Consider the following 19,118-nt stretch of genomic DNA (forward strand, 5'->3'; position numbering starts at 1 on the left):
CTGAGCCATGGACAAGCTGATCTACAGCTCACTCTCGGCGATGCGTTCGGCGATGGCGCGTCAGACGATGACCGCCAACAACCTCGCCAACGTCAACACCGCGGGCTTCCGCGGCGAGATGAGCTCGTCGACGGCGCTGTGGCTGAAGGGCGACGGACTCGATGCCCGCGCGACCAACTCGGGCGAGGTCACCTCGGCCGACATGACCGAGGGCACCGTCTCGGAAACCGGCCGCGACCTCGACGTCGCGGTGCAGGGCAAGGACAGCCTGCTCGCGGTGCAGAGTCGCGAAGGCGACGAGGCCTATACCCGCCGGGGCGATCTTCAGGTCAGCGACAGCGGGCTGCTCACCACCGGCGATGGCCTGCCCGTCCTCGGCGACAGCGGCCCGATCACGCTGCCGCCCTATGACAAATTGATCATCGCCGGCGACGGCACCGTCTCGATCATTCCCCAGGGCGGCGATCCCACCCAGGTGCAGCAGGTCGACCGGCTGAAGCTGGTCTCCACCAACGGCAATTCGGTGGAAAAGGGGCTCGACGGCCTGTTCCGGCTGCGCAGCGGCGGGACGCTGGGCGCCGATCCGCAGGCTTCGGTCAGGCAGGGGGCGCTCGAGGGATCGAACGTCAACGTCTCGGCCACGCTGATCGACATGATCGAGGCCAGCCGCGACTGGGACATGCAGGTCAAGATGATGAGCTCCGCGCAGGACATCGACAAGGCGTCGACCGACCTGATGCGCTTCGACTGAAATTAAGAGTGGAGTAGACCAATGAGCAACGCAGCTCTTCACGTCGCACGGACGGGCCTTGATGCCCAGAACATGCGCATGCAGGTGATCGCCAACAACCTGGCGAACGTCAACACCACCGGCTTCAAGCGCGATCGCGCAAGCTTTGAGACGCTCGCCTATCAGGCGATGACCGCGCCGGGCGCCGCCTCGTCGGAATCGACCAAGTTCGCCACCGGCACCAATCTCGGCTCGGGCGTGCAGATCAACGGCACCGCCAAGATCCAGACGCAGGGATCGTTGCAGACGACGGGTAATCCGCTCGACATCGCGATCCAGGGATCGGGCTATTTCCAGGTGCAGATGCCCGACGGGCGCACTGGCTATACGCGGGACGGCAATTTCAACCTGTCCGCCGACGGCACGATCGTCACGTCGGACGGCTTTCAGCTCCAGCCGCAGATCCAGGTCCCCGAAGGCGCCACCAACGTTACCATCGGTGCCGATGGCAGCGTCAGCGCAAGCCTGGCGGGCCAGACCGAGGTCAGCGAGATCGGCAAGATCGAGCTTGCCCGCTTCATCAACCCGGCCGGCCTGCAGGCCGAGGGCAACAACCTGCTGACCGAGACTGCCGCGTCGGGCCAGCCGCAGGTCGGCGCCGCCGGCGTCGATGGTCGCGGCACGATCGCGCAGGGGTCGCTCGAATCCTCGAACGTCAACATCGTCGAGGAACTGGTCGACATGATCGAGACCCAGCGCGCCTATGAAGTGAACAGCAAGATGATCTCCTCCACCGACCAGATGCTGCAATATGTCAACCAGAACCTCTAAGCTGGATATGAACGCGCTCGGAGCGCTCGGTCTGGTCGCGGCGCTACTTGTCGGCGTGGCGGTCGATCCGGTCCACGCCAAGCCGCGCAAGCGCGACCTGGACTATGTGCCGGCCTTCGCCAGCCCGCCGATGGCGCCGGTCGCCAACGGATCGATCTTCCAGGCATCCAACGGCTATTCGGCGCTCACCAACGGCGCGCGCGCCGCGATGGTCGGCGATATCGTCACCATCACCCTGGTCGAGCGGACCCAGGCGACCAAGTCGAACAGCGCGTCGACCGATCGCTCGGGCGACATCGGCCTGACCCCGCCCGCCACCGGCCCCGCTTCCTTCTTCAAGCCGACCGATATCGGCGCGAGCGGCGGCAGCACCTTCCAGGGCAAGGGCGGGGCGGCGCAGTCCAACCAGCTGAACGGCGAGGTGAGCGTCACCATCGCGCAGGTCTTCCCCAACGGGACGATGCTGATCCGCGGCGAAAAGCTGCTGACGCTCAACCGCGGCGACGAGACGATCGGTATCACCGGCATCATCCGCGCCGCCGATATCGGCCCGGACAACCGGGTGCCCTCCACCCGCGTCGCCGATGCCCGCATCATCTATTCGGGCAAGGGCGAGATCGCGCGCGGCTCGAAAATGGGATGGCTTAACCGTTTCTTTGCCATCTTGAGTCCATTCTAGTTAAGAATTTCGAGGATGTGCCGTTAATGATCCGCTTTCTGATCACCTTCCTGTTCGCTTTCACGGGTCTGGCCGCCTCCGGCGTCAGCCATGCGGAGCGGATCAAGGATATCGGCACCTTCGCGGGCCTGCGTGCCAACCAGCTGACCGGCTACGGCATCGTCGTCGGCCTGGCGGGGACCGGCGACGACAGCCTCGACTACTCTACCCTGGGCATGAAGGGCGTCGCCTCGCGCTTCGGCCTGCAGCTTCCCCCGGGCGTCAATCCTGCGCTGAAGAACGCGGCCGCGGTGATGCTCACCGCCGAGTTGCCGCCCTTCGCCAAGCCCGGCCAGCGTCTCGACGTCACCATCTCGGCGCTCGGCAAGGCCAAGTCGCTGCGCGGCGGCACTCTGATCATGGCCCCGCTCCAGGGCGCCGACGGCCAGATCTATGCGATGGCGCAGGGCAATCTGGCAGTGGGCGGCCTCGGCATCGACGCCGCCGACGGCTCGAAGCTGACGATCAACGTGCCGACCGCCGGCCGCATCCCGGGTGGGGCGACGGTGGAGCGCAGCGTCGATGCCGGCTTCGCCACCTCGCCGCAGCTCCGCTTCGACCTCGCCGAGGGCGATCTGACCACCTCGCAGCGGGTCGCCGCTGCGATCAACAGCCGGCTCGGGCCCATCGCGCGCTCGATCGACGCCACCACCATCACCATCGAGGCCGAGCCCGGCGCCGAAGTCCGCACCGCGCTGATGAGCCGGATCGAGAATATCGATGTCGACACCGCCGATGCGCCCGCGCGCGTCGTGGTCAATGCCCGCACCGGTACCGTCGTGATCAACGGCGCGGTCCGCATCGCGCCGGTCGCCGTGACCCATGGCAAGATGACCGTGCAGGTCGACGAGAAGCCGCAGGTCATCCAGCCGCTGCCCTTCTCCAAGGGCCAGACGGCCGTCCAGCAGAACAGCGCGATCAAGGCCGATCAGGAGGTCCGCCCGATGTTCGAGTTCCAGCCGGGCGCCTCGCTCGCCGAGATCGTCAAGGCGGTCAACGCGATCGGCGCCTCGCCGGCCGATCTCGTCGCGATCCTCGAAGCGCTCAAGCAGGCGGGCGCGATGAAGGCGGAGCTGGTGGTGCTATGATCAACGGCGTCTCCATCAAGAGCGGCGTCCTCGGCGATCCGAAGGCGAACGAGCTCGATCAGCTCAAGGCCGCGGCCAAGCAGTTCGAGGCGATCTTCACACGCCAGATGCTCAAGTCGATGCGCGAGGCGAAGCTCTCCGACGACGATCTGTTCGGGAGCGATGCGACCGACCAGTTCCGCGAGATGCAGGATTCGAACCTGGCCGACCAGCTGTCGGGCAAGGGCGCGATCGGCATCGCCGACCTGCTGGTCAAGCAGTTCCAGGCGCGCGTCGCCAGGCCGGCCGCCCCGGCCGGGACCGCGCAGGGCCATGCCGCCCCGGCCAAAGCTGACGGGACCACCGGATGAGCGATCTTCTCCAGATCGGCCGCTCGGGCGTCATCGCCTATCGCGCGGCGCTGTCCACGGTCGGCGAGAATGTCTCCAACGCTGAGACCGAGGGCTATACGCGCCGCAAGGTGAACCTCACCGAATCCGCGGTGGCCTCGTCCAGCAACTATATCTACCGCTCCTCCGCCGTGTTCGGCGGAGTCGAGGTCGGCTCGGTGCAGCGGGTGTTCGACAATTATCGCAGCACCTATGCCCGCTTCGCCAATTCGGAGGCGAGCAAGGCCGACGCCAAGGCGGCCTGGCTCGATACCGCGGAGGGCGCGCTCGACGATTCGGATGTCGGCCTGGGCGTGAAGATGGGTGCCGTCTTCACCTCTGCCGAGGCGCTGAGCGCCGATGTCAGCAGCGACACCAACCGCCGCACCATGCTGACCGCGATCACCGACGCGGCCAACCAGTTCAACACCACCGCGGCGGCGCTGCGTTCGTCCGCCGAAGGCATCTCGACCGCCGCGCAGAACAATGTCGCCAAGCTCAATGCCGACCTCCGGACGCTGACCCAGATCAACGCCGGCCTGCGCCGCTCGGCGCCCGGTTCGCAGGGCCAGGCGCTGCTGCTCGACCAGCGCGACGCAACGCTCAAGAGCATCTCGAACGCGGTGGGCATCGACGTGCGGCTGGAGGATGACGGCCGTGCCGAGGTCACCCTGCTGGGCGACAATACGGTCAAGCTGGTCGATGCGACCAATTCCAACCCAGGCTATGTCGGGCTGGTGCAGGCGAACAGCGGGCGCCTGTCGCTCGTCGCCTCGGGCTTCGGAGAAGAAGTGCCGATGGCGCCGCAGTCGGGTTCGCTCGCCGGGCTGGTCGACGCCGCCAACACGATCGCGTCGCGTCGCGAGTCGCTCGATGCCATCGCGTCGCGCTTCGCCCAGGTCGTGAACGACTGGAACAGCGCCGGCATCGATCGCAACGGCAATCCCGGTGCGGCCCTCGTCACCGGCAACAGCGCCGATACGCTCGGCACGGCGACCAGCGATCTTTCTCTGATCGCCGCGGCCTCGACCGCCGGCGTCGCCAACGGCAACGCGCTGGCGCTGAAGGATTATCGCAATTCGGCTGGTCCGGAAGCGCAATGGGCGCTGCTGGTATCGACCCATGCGCAGAGCGTGGCCGCCGCCAAGGCCGAGCAGTCGGCGACGGCGATCCAGCGCGATGGTGCGCTCCAGCAATTGGACGAAGTCACCGGCGTCGATCTCGATGTCGAGGCCGCCCAGCTGCTTCGTTTCCAGCAGGCCTATAACGGCTCGGCGCGGATCATCCAGATCGCGCGCGAGACGCTTCAGGAAATCCTGGGCCTGTTTTGATGAGGCCCCTTGAACCCATGAGGAGCGACCGGTGATAACCGCGACCCGCTACAACGCCCTGGCCCAGATCAACCGGCAGGCCAAGCTCGGCGCCGAGATCGCGCGCGCCCAGTCGGAGATATCGACCGGCAAGAAGGTGCAGAAGCCGTCCGACGATCCGATCGCCGCCGGCCGCATCTCCGAACTGCGCCGTGCCCAGGCCGATCAGGTCGTGTGGAGCCGCAACATCGAGACCGCCAAGGCGGTAGCCGCCCAGGTCGATACCGCGCAGAACAATATCGGCGACATCTTCAACCGGGTGAAGGAACTCACCCTGGCCGGCCGTTCGGAATCGGTGTCGCCCACCGATCGCGCCGCGATCGTCCAGGAGCTGTCCTCGCTGCGCGTCGCGCTGGCCAACACGGCGACGGCGACGACGCCGACCGGCCAGTCGCTATTCCCGACCGACGCGCCGCTCCAGGTCTCGGTCTCCGCGACCGTGCGGCTGACCGCGACGACCCAGCGCTCGGAGATGTTCGAGGGCATCAGCTACGGCCATGGCATCGACGATCTCGATTATGCGATCGGCGCCGCGATCGACGCGATTTCCACCGACGACGTCGCGACCCGCCGGACCGTCGCCGATGCCGCGCTGTCGGACATCGATCGGGCCATCACCCATGTCACCAACCAGCGCGCCGCCCAGGGCGTGCGCGCCTCGCAGCTCGACACCGCGGCCGAGACTCTCATCGATGCCTCGGCCCAGCTGTCCGAGGAGCGCAGCTCGCTCGAGGATACCGACGTGGCGGCGGCGATCATGAAGCTTAACGCCAAGACCCTGACGCTCCAGGCCGCGCAACAGGCCTTCGCCAAGGTCAACAGCAACACTTTATTTGATTTTCTACGTTAAGCGTCGCTGACGAAGGCTGGATAAAGAATCTGCTTTTCCGGCCGTTAACGATGATCGGGGACATGGGCCGCGCACAGGCCCGGCGCCCATAGGAATATCCGGGAGTGAGCGTCCATGTTTGCTGGTATCGGCCTCGTCATCCTCATGGCCATGGTGTTTGGCGGTTTCGCCATCACCGGCGGTGACCTCGGCCCCGTCTTTCACGCCATCCCGCACGAAATGCTGATCATCGGCGGCGCGGCGGTCGGCGCGACCGTCGCCGGCAATTCGATGAAGGAGCTCAAGCAGCTCGGTGGCGGCTTCGCCAAGGTCTTCAAGGGTCCGAAGTACAACAAGAAGGACTATCTCGACGTCATCTTCCTCGTCAGCACGCTGATGAAGAAGCTGCGCACCGAGGGGCCCGTCGCGCTCGAACCGCATATCGAGGACCCCAAGGCGTCGACCCTGTTCGCCGAATACCCCAAGCTCCTGAAGGACAGCACGCTGATCCACATGATCACCGACACGCTGCGCCTGGTCGTCATCTCGTCGGGCACGCTCGATCCGATGGCGGTCGAGGACGTGATGGATAATGCGCTGAAGACCCATCATCATGACGAGGTCCGCCCGGCGGACGCGATCCAGAACCTGGCCGACTCGCTGCCCGCGCTGGGCATCGTCGCGGCGGTTCTCGGCGTGGTGAAGACGATGGGCTCGATCGACAAGCCGCCGGCGATCCTCGGCGCGATGATCGGCTCGGCGCTCGTCGGTACCTTCCTCGGCATTCTGCTCGCCTATGGCATCTTCGGGCCCTTCGCGAGCCGCTGCAAGCAGGTGATCGAGGCCGATGCCGCCATCTATGGCGTGGTCAAGCAGATCATCATCGCGTCGCTCCATGGCCATCCGTTGCCGCTGGTGATCGAGGCCGCGCGCTCGGGCATCACCCATTCGAACCAGCCGGCCTTCGCCGACGTGTTCGACGGCATGCGCGGCCGTTAAGCCTCAAATCCTCGCAGGAAAGCCTTCGCCATGGCGCAATCGCCCACCAAGCGCGGCAAGAACGAGCCCGAACCCAGACCGATAATCATCAAGAAGATTATCGAGGAGGGCCATGGCGGCCATCATGGCGGCGCCTGGAAGGTCGCCTATGCCGACTTCGTGACCGCGATGATGGCGTTCTTCCTGCTGATGTGGATCCTGGGCGCCACCACCGAGAAACAGCGCAAGGGCATCGCCGACTATTTCACGCCGACGATGGTCCAGATGCGCGAGAAGAGCGCGGGCTCCAACGGGCTGTTCGGCGGCGAGTCGATCGTCGACAAGGACAATTACCCGCACCGCGCGGCGCAGACCGGCTCCAAGTCGATCACCATCCCCAAGGATGCGTCGGGCGGCGAGAAGGAAGGTGGCTCGGCGATCCGCAACAAGGATCGCGTGGCCTTCCAGAAGCTCAAGATGATGCTTCAGGCGAAGATGGCGGCCAATCCCAAGCTCGCCCAGATGATGAAGAACGTCCGCATGGTGGAAACCCGCGAGGGGCTGCGCATCGATCTGGTCGACCAGGCCGACTTCGCCATGTTCCGGTCGGGCACCGACCAGCTTTCGCCGGAGGCGCTCAGCCTGATGAAGCAGGTCGCCGAGGTGAGCAACTTCACCGACAATTCGGTGATCGTGCGCGGTCACACCGATGCGATGCCCTATTCGAAGGGCCGCACCGTCAACAACTGGACCTTGTCTGCCGCCCGCGCCGAGGCGACCCGCCGCGCGCTGGCCGACAATGGCGTCGCCAACAGCCGCTTCGCCCGGATCGAGGGCGTCGCCGATCGCGAGCCCTATCTGCCCGACGATCCCTATGATCCGCGCAACCGCCGCATGTCGATCACGCTCGCCTGGTCGGGCGACAACCCAGGCTTCGCCGGCGCCGCGCCGCGCGGCCCGGTCGACCTGATGGCGGGCTCCGGCGCGAACGACCCCACCGCGATGCCCGCCGAGGCGATGGCGCAGATGGCGGCGGCGAAGAAGCACTGATTCTGGCGATTTCCCGGCCGGGATTGCGGCCGATCGGTCATGGCGATAGGCAATCGCCATGCGCCAATCGAGGTCGGTCGTCTATTTCGCATTCCTTGGCGACGAGGATGCCGATCCCGCGGCGATGCCGGCGCGGCTTGGCTTCATGGGGGAGCAGCTTCGCTGGATCGCCGAACTGATCCGGCCGTCGGCGGAACCAATCGAGGTCGTGGTCGCCTATGTCGCGCCACGGGCCTGGGATGCCGAAGTCCATCATGCGATTGCCAGCCATGGCTTTTCGATCGACCCCGCCTCGATCGAATCCGATCGCCGCAACCGCTTCGAATATCCCGGCTTCCGCGCGATGAAGGCGGTGGCCGAGCGGTCGTCGCCCGATCACCTGATCTATTATTGCCACAGCAAAGGCATATCGCAGCTCTCGCCGGGCAAGATGGGCCTGTTCCGGCTGCACACCGAGGTCGGCCTGACCGCGGATCTCGCTCTGCTGACCGGCAATCCGGCGATCACGCGCGCCGGGCTGTTTCCGTCCCGGCGCGGCTGGTGCTGGCATAATTTCTTCTGGATCAAGGCGGGGTACATGGCCCGCCTGCCGGTCGAGGAGTCCGACGATCGCTATCATTTCGAGGCGCTGATCGGCGATCATGGGGACAGGCAGGGCTATGAGGGCGTCCTGCCGCTGATCGACCGCTTGCCATTCGCCGACACCGGCATAGCCGCGCAGCCCTGGTATCGGCCCGAAGAGACCACCTCTGCGACCCTCGTCGAAACCTGCTATCGCTATGCGGGCCTGCAGTCGCCCGTCACCAGACCTTCTGGCCCGGCACATGGGGGATCGACCGGCTCTGCTTCGCGATGAATGCGCCTTTCTCGACGACGGCAATGCTGTCGTAGAAGTGCACCGCGCGGGTCAGCCGCCCGATCTCCGAACAGGGCAGGTCCTCGCCGATCTGCGCCTTGTTATAGGGATTGCCGGCGTGGAGTTCGTCGACGATGCGCTTCATCCGCTCGATGAATGTGGTCGGCACGCCCAGGCCGCCGCCCCAGCGCGGCCAGTAGCTCGCATGGGTGTCCTCGACCACGTAGAGCGCCTCGCGCGGCATGTTCGGATAGAGGAAATCGAAGGTCGCATTGACATGCTCGGAACGATGGCTGCCGTCGTCGAGGACGATATCCGGATAGCCGAACTCCTCGACGATCGCGCCCAGGAAGGCGGGGTCCGACTGGTCGCCGATGCGGATCGCGACCTGCTCGTCCTCGAACTTGCGGCATTCCTCGCGGATGTCGACGCTCACGATCTGCGCCGCCGGCCCGAAATAATGCTTCCACATCTGCGACGAGCCGCCCTGGCCGGTGCCGATCTCCAGGAACATGATCCGCCGGTCGCGAAAGCGGGAGAAATAGCGTTCGTAGACGGGGAGATATTGGAGCCACTTGTTGATCGGCTCGCCACGGTTCGTCCAGAAATACTGATTCAGCGACATTGACCAACCCGATCCAGCGAAGCCCGGCCACGCTGTACAGGGCGGGTCGGGAGCCCGGCAAGGGGAAGTCTTGGGCGCCCGTCAGGCGTCGCGGCCGGGGAGGAAATCGTCGCTGATCGAGCCATCGCCGTTGGAGGCGAGCATCCGGTAGGCCAGCATCGCGTTGGACGGGCTGGGCTTGAGCAGGTTGAGCCGCTGGGTCGATCCCATCATCGCCAGCATCTCGGCGGTGTCGGGCGCGGCCTTGCCGTCGCCTTCGAACACCTGGCGCGCATAAGCGAGGCGCAGGCCGTCCTCGCCCGCCAGCGGATCGGTCTGTCCGGGCCCGGTGGCGGGCACGGCGCTGCCATTGTCGTCGATCTTCTTCGCCATCAGCGCATAGACCTGTGACAGCGAGCGGGCATTGCCGCCATTGTCGTAGAAGATCGAGCGGTTGGCGCGGGCCTCGCGCGGGAACAGCGCGGCCGCGCTGGCGTCGGGCCGCGCATCGGCGGCCTTCAGGAATCTGGTCGCGCCTTCCAGCCCCAGGAAATGCGCGAAATAAAGGTCGGCCGAGCGCGGCTGGCGGCCCAGCCTGGCCTGCAGCCCTTCGGCATTGTCGCTGGCGAACTCGGCGGCCATCAGCGAGGAGGCGTCGGGATGGTTCTTGAGCGCCATCACCTGCTCGCGGACCGAGCTGTCGACCTTCCAGCTGCCGTCGCCCCGGCGGCTGATCGCATCGGCGGCCCAGCCCAGACCGTGCTTGGCGCCATACATCTTGACCGCGCCGAGCCAGCTCTGGTCGATGAACTGGAACAGGCCGCCCGCCGAGCTCGACTGCGCCTGCGCCTGAGGGTTGAGCCCGCTCTCGGACTTGGCCTGGTTGAGCAGATAGGTGAAGTCGACGCCCACCCGCTGCGCCGCGCGCTGGATCGCGCCGCGAACGCCGCCGGCATCGCGCTCGACTCTGCCGAAGCCCGTCAGGCTCATGGGAGGGGTCCCGTTAACACCCCTTAATTGTCGCTGATCATGGTTAACGAAAGGTTGCCGCCGTCTGGCGCCCTTTCTCAGACTTTCGGCTGATCGTCGTCCTTGCGCTCACGGGGCAGGCGCCTGATCCGGGCGATGCCGGCGAACATCGGCAGCAGCAGCACGAGCAGCAGGATGGCGGGACGATCTGCTTCTTCATGTCCGCATCCCCTGTGCCGCCGCCGCGATCGCCGCGTAGATCGCGTCGAGCTGGTCGTCCTCGATGCAATAGGGCGGCATCACATAGACGGTGTTGCCCATCGGCCGCAGCAGCAGCCCCCGGTCGCGGAAGAAGCGGCCCAGCATCGGCCCCATCGCCGAAAGATAGTCGCCATAGGGATCGACGAACTCCATCGCCGTGATCGTGCCGAGCTGGCGCTTGCCGACGATCAGCGGATCCTCGATCCGCTCCAGCCGCTCGACCTGGCGGCGGGCAAGGTCGATGATCCGCGCCATCACCGGCTCGTCGCGCCAGATGGCCAGATTGGCATTGGCGGCGGCGCAGGCGATCGGATTGGCGGTGTAGCTCGACGAATGGAAGAACATCCGGCCGCGATCGTCGGAGAGATGCGCGTCGAAGATCGCCCTGGTCGCCATGGTGACGGCCAGCGGCACCGCGCCGCCGGTCAGCCCCTTGGACAGGCACATCAGGTCGGGTGCGATCCCGGCGTGCTGGCAGGCGAAGACCATGCCGGTGCGGCCCCAGCCGGTCATCACCTCGTCGGCGATGAACAATACGCCTTCGCGCGCGCAGATGTCGCGCAGGCTTTTGAGCACATGCGGCGGGTAGATCAGCATGCCGCCCGCGCCCAGGATCAGCGGCTCGACGATCAGCGCGGCGGGTGGCGGGTTCTGCGTGCAGAGCCGTTCGAACGCGGCGATCGCCGCCTCGCCGTCGCCATGCGGGAAGGGCAGGGTGTCGACGTCGAACAGCAGCGGCTGATAGGCGCGGTTATAGACCCCACGCTCGCCCACCGACATCGCGCCGATAGTGTCGCCATGATAGCTGTGCTCCATCACGACGATGCGGTGGCGCGGCTCGCCCCGGTTGAGCCAGTAGCCGAGCGCCATCTTGAGCGCGACCTCGACGCTGGTCGATCCGCTGTCGGAGAAGAAGACATGGTCCAGCCCGGCCGGGGTGATCGCGACCAGGTCGCGCGCCAGCGTCTCGGCCGGCTCGTGCGTCCAGCCGGCGAAGATCAGCTGGTCCAGCTTCCCGGCCTGTTCCCGGATCGCCGCCATGATGCGCGGATGGCAATGGCCGTGGGTCGTCACCCACCAGGAGGATATGGCGTCGATGAAGCGGCGCCCGTCGGCGGCGTGGAGCAGCGCGCCCTCGGCCCGCTCGATCAGCGGGATATCCTCGCCCAGGCCATGCTGGGTGAAGGGGTGCCAGACGGGTGAGCTCATGGTGTGAAATCCGCGGGATCGAAATTGGCGGCGAAGGCGGCGGCGAGCGATCTGGCGTCGAGCGGATCGAGCCGGGGCAGGCGGCCGAGCCGCTTCACCCGGCCGATCGCGCAGATCGTCCGCTCGCTTTCCTCCACCGCATCGCCGACGAAGGCGATGCCGAGGATCGGGATGTCGCGCGCGCGCAGCGCCTCGATCGTCAGCAGGCTGTGGTTGATCGTGCCGAGCGCGGTGCGCGCGACCAGCACCGTCTCGAAGTGCCAGCGCGCGAAGATGTCAGCGAACAGCAGCCCGCCCGCCAGCGGCACCAGCAGCCCGCCCGCGCCCTCGATCACCAGGCGGCGGTCGCAGGGCGGCGGATCGAGCAGCGCGGGTTCGATCACCACATTGTCGATGGCGGCGGCATGGTGGGGCGACGCGGGGGTGTGGAGGCGATAGGCCTCGGGCAGGATGCGATCGTCGGGCAGGCCTGACAGGTGGCGTACCGTCTCGCTGTCGGTGCCGTCGGCAAGGCCCGCCTGCACCGGCTTCCAGTAGCAGCCGTCCAGCGCGCGGACGAGCCCGGCCGAGAATACCGTCTTGCCGACATCGGTGTCGGTCGCGGTGACGACGATCGCCTGGGTCATGCGGTCAGGTCCCCGATCGCGTCGGCCAGCGCATCGACGGCCGCCTCGTCGGCGTTGAGGGTCAGCGATATGCGCAGCCGGGATGTGCCGGGCGGCACGGTCGGCGGGCGGATGCCGCGCACGTCGAAGCCGCGCCCCTGCAGTTCGCCTGCGATCTCCATCGTCCGGCCATCCTCGCCAATGATCAGCGGCAGGATCTGCGATCCGCTGGCCGGCAGGCGGGTTCCCGCATGGGCGACCAGCCTGGCCAGCCGCTCGCGGCGCTCGGGCTGGGAAGCAAGCAGGCCGATGCTCGCGCGCACTGCCGCCGCCGCGAGCGGCGAGGGAGCGGTGGAGAAGATGAAGCCGCGCGCCTTGTTGATCAATATGTCGATCAGCACGCGCGGCGCGCAGACCAGCGCCCCTTCGCAGCCCAGCGCCTTGCCGCAGGTCCGGAGCGTGACAACATTGTCGCGCCCCTCCAGCGCATGGGCAAGGCCGCGTCCGTCGGGCCCGAACACCCCGGTGGCATGCGCCTCGTCGACGATCAGGAAGGCCTCCTCGCGGTCGGCCAGTTCGGCCAGCTCGTCCAGCGGGGCGATGTCGCCGTCCATGCTGTAGAGGCTCTCCACCGCGATCCAGACCCGGCCCTTGTTGCCGGCCGCGCGCCAGCCGCGGACCGCATCGGCGAAGGCGTCGACATCGTTGTGGCGGGCGGCGACGGTGGTGGCGCGGCCCAGCTTCAGCCCCTCATGCACGCTGGCGTGGATCAGCGCGTCGTGGACGATCAGGTCGCGGCCCGCCGGCAGGGTGGACAGGATCGCGCTGTTGGCGGCGAAGCCGGTCGAGAAGAACAGGGCGGCTCCGCTGCCGAAGAAGGCGGCGGCCTCGGCCTCCAGCGCCTCATGCTCGGGATCGTTGCCGCGCAGCAGCCGCGACCCGCCCGCGCCGATCGCCACCCCGCGCTCGATCGCGGCGGCGACGGCGCCGCGCAGTTCCGGCGAGTTGGCGAGGCCCAGATAGTCGTTCGACGCGAAATCATGGCCGGCGCGCGGGATCAGCCGCCGCGTGCGCGATCGCCGCGCGATGAGGTCCAGCGCCTCGCGATGGGTGTCGAGGATCGACATGGGCCGCGCAGTAGCGCCTCATTTCCCCGCCGTCATGCTGAACTTGGGCGTGTCGTCGGTTTGCCCATTGTCGTCATTCCCGCGCAGGCGGGAATCCATATTCTCTGAAGCTCGAACCTCTTGGGCGAAGGGGTTATGGATCCCCGCATCCGCGAGGATGACGGGTGTTGGGGGGCGCACGCTCTTTACGCAAAGGTCCACTTTCGCGGGAAAGGCGACAATGGATCATGGCGCAAAATGCGTTCGGCCTCTGGTCGTTCGCCTTTGTTTGACTATATCAGCCCGCGAAACGATGGCGGGTGATCCCGCGCAGCGACCGGAAGAAGGCATGAGCGAAGAACAGATCGGCGAGAACGAGGTGGAGACCCCCGAGACGGAGACGGCGGCGGAAGCCGAGGTCGAGAACCCCTTTGCCCGGCTTGAGGGCGAGTTGGAGAAGCTGCGCAACGAGGTGCTCTACGCGCAGGCCGAGACCCAGAATGTCCGCCGCCGGCTGGAGAAGGAAAAGGCCGACGCCTCGGCCTATGCGGCGACCGGCTTTGCGCGCGACATGCTGTCGGTCTCCGACAATCTCGCCCGTGCGCTCGCCGCGATTCCGGCCGAGCTGCGCGAGGACGAGCGGATCAAGTCCCTCCTCACCGGGATCGAGATGACCGCCAAGGAGCTGGACAATGTCTTCCAGCGCAACGGCATCACCAGGATCGAATCGATGGGCGAGAAGCTCGATCCGAATCGCCACCAGGCGATGATGGAACTGCCCCATGCCGATGCCGAACCCGGCACCGTCATCCAGGAGATGCAGGCGGGCTACATGATCAAGGACCGGCTGCTGCGCCCGGCGCTGGTCGGCGTGGCGAAGAAGCCGGACTGATTCGCCGTTGAACCATGGCGGTCGCCCCGGCGGAGGCCGGGGCCGTCAGAGTGTGAGGTGAGGCTGCCGCAAGAGCGATTTCTAAGCAGATTGAAACATCTGCTGGCTCGGAAATCGCGGTAAAACAATGACCTAGAGCGGTCAATCCGATGCAGTCGGATCGGCCGCTCTAGGCTGTGGTGACGATTTAATCATTTGAGCCACAGCATGATGCTGGCGAGTTTAACGAAGCCGAGGAAGTTTCTGGCAATTTTGTCGTAGCGTGTGGCGATGCGCCGCCACTGCTTGAGCTTTGCGAAGAAGCCCTCGATGCCCCAGCGCTGCTTGTAGGCAATGCGATCATAGTGGTGCTGATATTTGCGATGGCGGCGAGGCGGAATGATCGGCTCGCCGCCTTGCTCGTAGATGAGGTCATGCAAGCTGTCGGCGTCGTAGGCACGATCCGCCAGCACTCTTTCAGCTGGAATGCCTCGGATCAGATCGCAGGCCGGTGCCATGTCGTTTTGCTGTCCAGGGCCGAGGATGAAGCGGATCGGCAAGCCAAGGGCATCGACTACGGCGTGGATTTTGGTGCCAAACCCGCCTCTGGATCGCCCAAGAGCCTGGGCTTGAGCGCCCCCCTTTTTACCCTTGCCCCAGCCGCTTGGGCTTGAGCGCGGATCACCGTCGCATCGATTGCCAGCCATTCAATATCGGGATCATCCGACACGGCTTCGAATATCCGGTCGATCACCCCCTGCTCGACCCAACGATAATAGCGCCGCTTGGCGGTCTGGTAGGGGCCGAACCTCTCTGGAAGATCGCGCCAGCGACCGCCTGAACGCGCCAGCCACAAAAGGGCATTTAGAAAGCGACGGCCGTCGCTGCGTGGGCCTCTCCGTCCCTTGCGACCACCCGGCACGAACTCTCGCAGACGGTCCCATTGATCGTCTCGAAGAACCTCGCCTTCCACACCAGCCTCCAAAAGCCAGCGTTGAATCAGAAACCTCCGTCGGCGTAAATCCCTAAAATGTCACTACAGCCTAGTGCCTGTGCCGGCCCCGGCCTCCGCCGGGGCGACGCTGTTATATCAATCCTCGTTCCGGCTGAGGATGTCGTACTGCCGGCGCTTCATCCTGGCCTTGGCCTTGCGGGTGCCGAGTTTGCCGACGAGGCCGCCCTTCACCCACAGCCCGGTGCCGAGCCGTTCGCGTCTGTGGTTGGCGATGGCAGCCTTGTTCTGGATGCCGAGCGCGGCGCGGTGGAGGATAGAGGGCGGTCGCACGGTGCCGCTCAGGAAATAGCTGTTCTGGAGCAGCCAGCGCGCGGCGCGATGCTCGGCGGCGGAGATTTCGCGCGTTTCGGCCTTGCGCCAGCGGCCGGCCGCCTCGCGTTCCAGCACGCCGGCCTGCTGCAGCATCTCCGGCGCCACGGGCAGCTGCAGGAACTGGCAGAGCCGCCGGATCTCATAATCGGGCTCGGCGGCCATGGTCTCATATTTGATCGTATATTGCCGGTCGGGCGGCAGCTTGTGCGACATCCGGTCCCACAGCGCCTCCGCCTCGGTCCATTCGGCGATGCCGTGCCACAGATTGCCCGCTTGCCGCGCCCGCACATTGGCCATCGCCACGTCGCGCCCGTCGCGCACCAGGTGGATGAAGCGCGCGTCGGGCCACAGCCACAATATCCGGTCGAAATCATGCTGCAGCGTGGCGCCGACGATCGCCGCGCCGGGGCGGGCCGCCGCCACCTGATCGAGCAGCGCCTGCGCGATGCCGGCCAGGCCGGTGCCCTGCGGCACCGTCAGGCCCAGCTTCTTGAAGCGGCTGTTGAAGTCGACCGAGCGCAGGAAGGCATCGCGCTTCATCAGCCGGCCATCGGGGGTGATCGCCTCCACCAGGAAATCGAACTCGGGCGCGATGATGATCGCCGGATGCTGGTTCAGCACATGGCGCAGCGCCGCCGCACCCGAACGCGGCGCCGCGACCAGGAAGGTCGGGGCGGGGCGGGGCGGCTCGCTTGCCATCAGTGGTGCATGCCCGCCATGTCGCCCTGGCCCCCGCCCTGACCCTCGTCGCCACCGGCGGGAACGGTCTTCGCCTCGACCTCGATCTTCGCGCCGCTGGCGAAGCTGAACAGCATGGGGATTCCCGTGCCCGGGGTGATACGCGAATCGACGCCGAACAGCATCGCATGGTTGCCGCCGGGCGCGAACTCGATCGTCGCGCCGGCCGGCAACGGTACATCGGCCATCTGCCGCATCGTCATCACGCCCCCGTCCATGACGTTCTCGTGCATCTCTATCTTGTCGACCACCGCGCTGTCGATCCTCAGAAGCCGATCGTCCTTGGCCGCCCCCTTCAGCGTGAAATAGGCGGCGGCGGGCCGCCCCGGCACCACTGCCAGCCGCACCCAGGGGTCCTTCACCACCGGTTTTTCACCGCCCCGGGGCTGGCATGCGGCAAGCGCGAGAAGGGCGATCAGGGGAACCAGCAGGCGGCGCATCGATAACTCCATGAAATCCGGCACGACAATTAGGAGCAGTTGCGTCTTGCAGCAATCGAATCCCCACCTATATCGCCCCCGTTCACTGCGATTGGCCGCCTGCTCGCCTCGTTATCTGGGGGCAGGACAGGGATCGCCCATTGGGGGTTTGAAAGGACTGGAATGGCTAAGGTAATCGGTATCGATCTGGGCACCACCAACAGCTGCGTCGCCGTGATGGAAGGCGGCAAGCCCAAGGTCATCGAAAATGCGGAAGGCGCGCGCACCACGCCTTCGATCGTCGCGTTCGCCAAGGATGGCGAGCGGCTCATCGGTCAGCCGGCCAAGCGCCAGGCGGTGACCAACCCCGACAACACCATCTTCGCGGTGAAGCGCCTCATCGGCCGCCGCTTCGACGATCCGATCACCAAGAAGGACACCGAACTGGTGCCCTATCACATCGTCAAGGGTCCGAACGGCGACGCCTGGGTGAAGGCGGGCGGTGAGGATTATTCGCCCTCGCAGATATCGGCCTTCACGCTCCAGAAGATGAAGGAGACCGCCGAGTCCTATCTGGGCGAGACCGTGACCCAGGCCGTCATCACCGTGCCGGCCTATTTCAACGACGCCCAGCGCCAGGCCACCAAGGACGCCGGCAAGATCGCCGGTCTAGAGGTGCTGCGCATCATCAACGAGCCGACCGCGGCCGCGCTGGCCTATGGGCTGGAGAAGAACGACGGCAAGACCATCGCCGTCTATGATCTCGGCGGCGGCACCTTCGACATCTCGATCCTCGAGATTGGCGACGGCGTGTTCGAGGTGAAGTCCACCAACGGCGACACCTTCCTGGGCGGCGAGGATTTCGACGCCAAGCTGGTGGAGTTCCTGGCGGCCGACTTCCAGAAGGCCGAAGGGATCGACCTGACCAAGGATCGCCTGGCCCTCCAGCGGCTCAAGGAAGCCGCCGAGAAGGCGAAGATCGAGCTGTCGTCGGCGCAGACCACCGAGGTGAACCTGCCCTTCATCACCGCCGATGCGACCGGGCCGAAGCACCTCGTCAAGGCGATCAGCCGCGCCGATCTGGAACGACTGGTCGAGCCGCTGATCCAGCGTTCGGTCGAGCCGCTCAAGAAGGCGCTGGCCGATGCCGGCCTGAAGACCGGCGACATCGACGAGGTCGTGATGGTCGGCGGCATGACCCGCATGCCGCGCGTCCGCGAGGTTGTTAAGAGCTTCTTCGGCAAGGAGCCGCACACCGGCGTCAACCCCGATGAGGTCGTCGCCATGGGTGCCGCCATCCAGGCCGGCGTGCTGCAGGGCGACGTCAAGGATGTGCTGCTGCTCGACGTGACCCCGCTGTCGCTGGGCATCGAGACGCTGGGTGGCGTGTTCACCCGGATGATCGACCGCAACACGACGATCCCGACCAAGAAGTCGCAGACCTATTCGACGGCCGACGACAACCAGAACGCCGTCACCATCCGCGTCTTCCAGGGTGAGCGCGAGATGGCGGCGGACAACAAGATGCTCGGCCAGTTCGACCTGATCGGCATCCCCCCGGCGCCGCGCGGCGTGCCGCAGATCGAGGTCACCTTCGACATCGACGCGAACGGCATCGTCAATGTGTCGGCGAAGGACAAGGGCACCGGCAAGGAACAGCAGATCAAGATCCAGGCGTCGGGCGGCCTTTCGGACGCCGATATCGACGCGATGGTGAAGGATGCCGAACAGTTCGCCGACGAGGACAAGAAGCGCCGTGCGGCGGCCGAGGCGAAGAACAACGCCGAAAGCCTGATCCACTCGACCGAGCGTCAGCTCCAGGAACATGGCGACAAGGTCGACGCGAGCGTGAAGGCCGAGATCGAGACGGCGCTGGCCGATGCCAAGACCGCGGTCGAGGGCGGCGATGCCGACGCGATGACCGAGAAGGCCCAGGCGCTTGCCCAGGCGGCGATGAAGCTCGGCCAGGCGATCTACGAGCAGGAGCAGGCGGCCGCCGCCTCGCCCCAGGCCGACGAGGCGCCGAAGAACGACGACGTGGTCGACGCCGAATTCTCGGAAGTCGACGACAAGAAGTAAGACTGGTGAACCGGATCCGGGATTTGCCTCTCCTGCGGGAGGGTGAGCTTCCGGATCCGGTCTTTTTTTCCTCACCCCGGACTTGATCCGGGGTCCCGCTGCCTTCCATGAC

The 19,118-nt window shown here is 66.2% G+C and carries 20 protein-coding genes; 12 read left to right on the plus strand and 8 right to left on the minus strand.

Annotation, left to right across the window (positions count from 1 at the left end; genetic code table 11):
• Positions 1-7 precede the first annotated feature (7 nt).
• The 10 genes from CMV14_RS08620 (at position 8) to CMV14_RS08665 (ending at position 8,818) form a co-directional block, all read left to right on the plus strand.
• Positions 8-751 carry a flagellar basal-body rod protein FlgF gene (locus CMV14_RS08620; RefSeq protein WP_066969180.1) on the plus strand — a complete coding sequence of 248 codons (744 nt, stop codon included), beginning with the start codon at positions 8-10 and terminating at the stop codon, positions 749-751.
• Positions 752-772: 21 nt separating this feature from the next.
• Positions 773-1,561 carry a flagellar basal-body rod protein FlgG gene (gene flgG, locus CMV14_RS08625; RefSeq protein WP_066969178.1) on the plus strand — a complete coding sequence of 263 codons (789 nt, stop codon included), beginning with the start codon at positions 773-775 and terminating at the stop codon, positions 1,559-1,561.
• A gap of 7 nt (positions 1,562-1,568) precedes the next feature.
• Positions 1,569-2,240 (plus strand): flagellar basal body L-ring protein FlgH, encoded by a 672-nt coding sequence (locus CMV14_RS08630; protein ID WP_238147233.1) that lies wholly within the window; start codon positions 1,569-1,571, stop codon positions 2,238-2,240.
• A gap of 26 nt (positions 2,241-2,266) precedes the next feature.
• Positions 2,267-3,367: a flagellar basal body P-ring protein FlgI gene (locus CMV14_RS08635; RefSeq protein WP_066969174.1), complete on the plus strand. Its 1,101-nt coding sequence runs from the start codon at positions 2,267-2,269 to the stop codon at positions 3,365-3,367.
• Entirely contained in the window at positions 3,364-3,717 is a 354-nt protein-coding gene (locus CMV14_RS08640) for a rod-binding protein (RefSeq protein ID WP_066969172.1), read from the plus strand. The genes CMV14_RS08635 and CMV14_RS08640 overlap by 4 nt, the downstream gene beginning before the upstream one ends.
• A complete protein-coding gene (gene flgK, locus CMV14_RS08645; protein ID WP_066969169.1) occupies positions 3,714-5,066 on the plus strand; it encodes a flagellar hook-associated protein FlgK in 1,353 nt (450 codons plus the stop codon). The genes CMV14_RS08640 and flgK overlap by 4 nt, the downstream gene beginning before the upstream one ends.
• Positions 5,067-5,097: 31 nt before the next feature.
• A complete protein-coding gene (locus tag CMV14_RS08650; protein WP_066969167.1) occupies positions 5,098-5,955 on the plus strand; it encodes a flagellin in 858 nt (285 codons plus the stop codon).
• A gap of 114 nt (positions 5,956-6,069) precedes the next feature.
• Positions 6,070-6,933, plus strand: coding sequence for a flagellar motor stator protein MotA (motA, locus tag CMV14_RS08655; protein ID WP_066969165.1), 864 nt, complete (start codon positions 6,070-6,072; stop codon positions 6,931-6,933).
• Between the two features lie 30 nt (positions 6,934-6,963).
• The gene (locus CMV14_RS08660; RefSeq protein ID WP_066969164.1) at positions 6,964-7,962 is read left to right on the plus strand and encodes a flagellar motor protein MotB; all 999 of its coding nucleotides are present in this window, start codon (positions 6,964-6,966) and stop codon (positions 7,960-7,962) included.
• A gap of 58 nt (positions 7,963-8,020) precedes the next feature.
• The gene (locus CMV14_RS08665; protein WP_066969162.1) at positions 8,021-8,818 is read left to right on the plus strand and encodes a hypothetical protein; all 798 of its coding nucleotides are present in this window, start codon (positions 8,021-8,023) and stop codon (positions 8,816-8,818) included.
• On the opposite strand, the gene CMV14_RS08670 is transcribed toward CMV14_RS08665, so the two are convergent.
• The 5 genes from CMV14_RS08670 to CMV14_RS08690 form a co-directional block, all read right to left on the minus strand.
• A complete protein-coding gene (locus CMV14_RS08670; protein ID WP_066969160.1) occupies positions 8,763-9,443 on the minus strand; it encodes a class I SAM-dependent methyltransferase in 681 nt (226 codons plus the stop codon). The genes CMV14_RS08665 and CMV14_RS08670 overlap by 56 nt on opposite strands.
• Before the next feature lie 81 nt (positions 9,444-9,524).
• The gene (locus tag CMV14_RS08675; protein ID WP_066969158.1) at positions 9,525-10,412 is read right to left on the minus strand and encodes a hypothetical protein; all 888 of its coding nucleotides are present in this window, start codon (positions 10,410-10,412) and stop codon (positions 9,525-9,527) included.
• Between the two features lie 195 nt (positions 10,413-10,607).
• Positions 10,608-11,861: an adenosylmethionine--8-amino-7-oxononanoate transaminase gene (gene bioA / locus CMV14_RS08680; RefSeq protein ID WP_066969156.1), complete on the minus strand. Its 1,254-nt coding sequence runs from the start codon at positions 11,859-11,861 to the stop codon at positions 10,608-10,610.
• Positions 11,858-12,487 carry a dethiobiotin synthase gene (gene bioD / locus CMV14_RS08685; RefSeq protein ID WP_066969154.1) on the minus strand — a complete coding sequence of 210 codons (630 nt, stop codon included), beginning with the start codon at positions 12,485-12,487 and terminating at the stop codon, positions 11,858-11,860. Before bioD ends, bioA begins: the two co-directional genes overlap by 4 nt.
• Positions 12,484-13,593, minus strand: coding sequence for an 8-amino-7-oxononanoate synthase (locus CMV14_RS08690; RefSeq protein ID WP_066969152.1), 1,110 nt, complete (start codon positions 13,591-13,593; stop codon positions 12,484-12,486). Before CMV14_RS08690 ends, bioD begins: the two co-directional genes overlap by 4 nt.
• Before the next feature lie 328 nt (positions 13,594-13,921).
• On the opposite strand from CMV14_RS08690, the gene grpE reads away from it, so the two are divergent.
• A complete protein-coding gene (gene grpE / locus CMV14_RS08700; protein WP_066969231.1) occupies positions 13,922-14,464 on the plus strand; it encodes a nucleotide exchange factor GrpE in 543 nt (180 codons plus the stop codon).
• Positions 14,465-14,655: 191 nt separating this feature from the next.
• Here the strand turns inward: grpE and CMV14_RS08705 are convergent.
• The 3 genes from CMV14_RS08705 to CMV14_RS08715 form a co-directional block, all read right to left on the minus strand.
• A protein-coding gene (locus tag CMV14_RS08705; protein ID WP_096367834.1) for an IS5 family transposase occupies positions 14,656-15,416 on the minus strand; the annotation gives its coding sequence in 2 pieces (ribosomal slippage) (positions 14,656-15,092 and positions 15,092-15,416; 762 coding nt in all).
• A gap of 117 nt (positions 15,417-15,533) precedes the next feature.
• Entirely contained in the window at positions 15,534-16,469 is a 936-nt protein-coding gene (locus tag CMV14_RS08710; protein ID WP_066969712.1) for a sulfotransferase family protein, read from the minus strand.
• Positions 16,469-16,948, minus strand: coding sequence for a copper chaperone PCu(A)C (locus CMV14_RS08715; protein WP_066969714.1), 480 nt, complete (start codon positions 16,946-16,948; stop codon positions 16,469-16,471). Before CMV14_RS08715 ends, CMV14_RS08710 begins: the two co-directional genes overlap by 1 nt.
• A 162-nt stretch (positions 16,949-17,110) precedes the next feature.
• Here CMV14_RS08715 and dnaK point away from each other — a divergent pair, with 162 nt between their 5' ends.
• The gene (gene dnaK / locus CMV14_RS08720) at positions 17,111-19,006 is read left to right on the plus strand and encodes a molecular chaperone DnaK (RefSeq protein ID WP_066969716.1); all 1,896 of its coding nucleotides are present in this window, start codon (positions 17,111-17,113) and stop codon (positions 19,004-19,006) included.
• Positions 19,007-19,118 lie beyond the last annotated feature (112 nt).

The sequence above is a fragment of the Rhizorhabdus dicambivorans genome (genome assembly GCF_002355275.1).
GTDB lineage: Bacteria > Pseudomonadota > Alphaproteobacteria > Sphingomonadales > Sphingomonadaceae > Rhizorhabdus > Rhizorhabdus dicambivorans.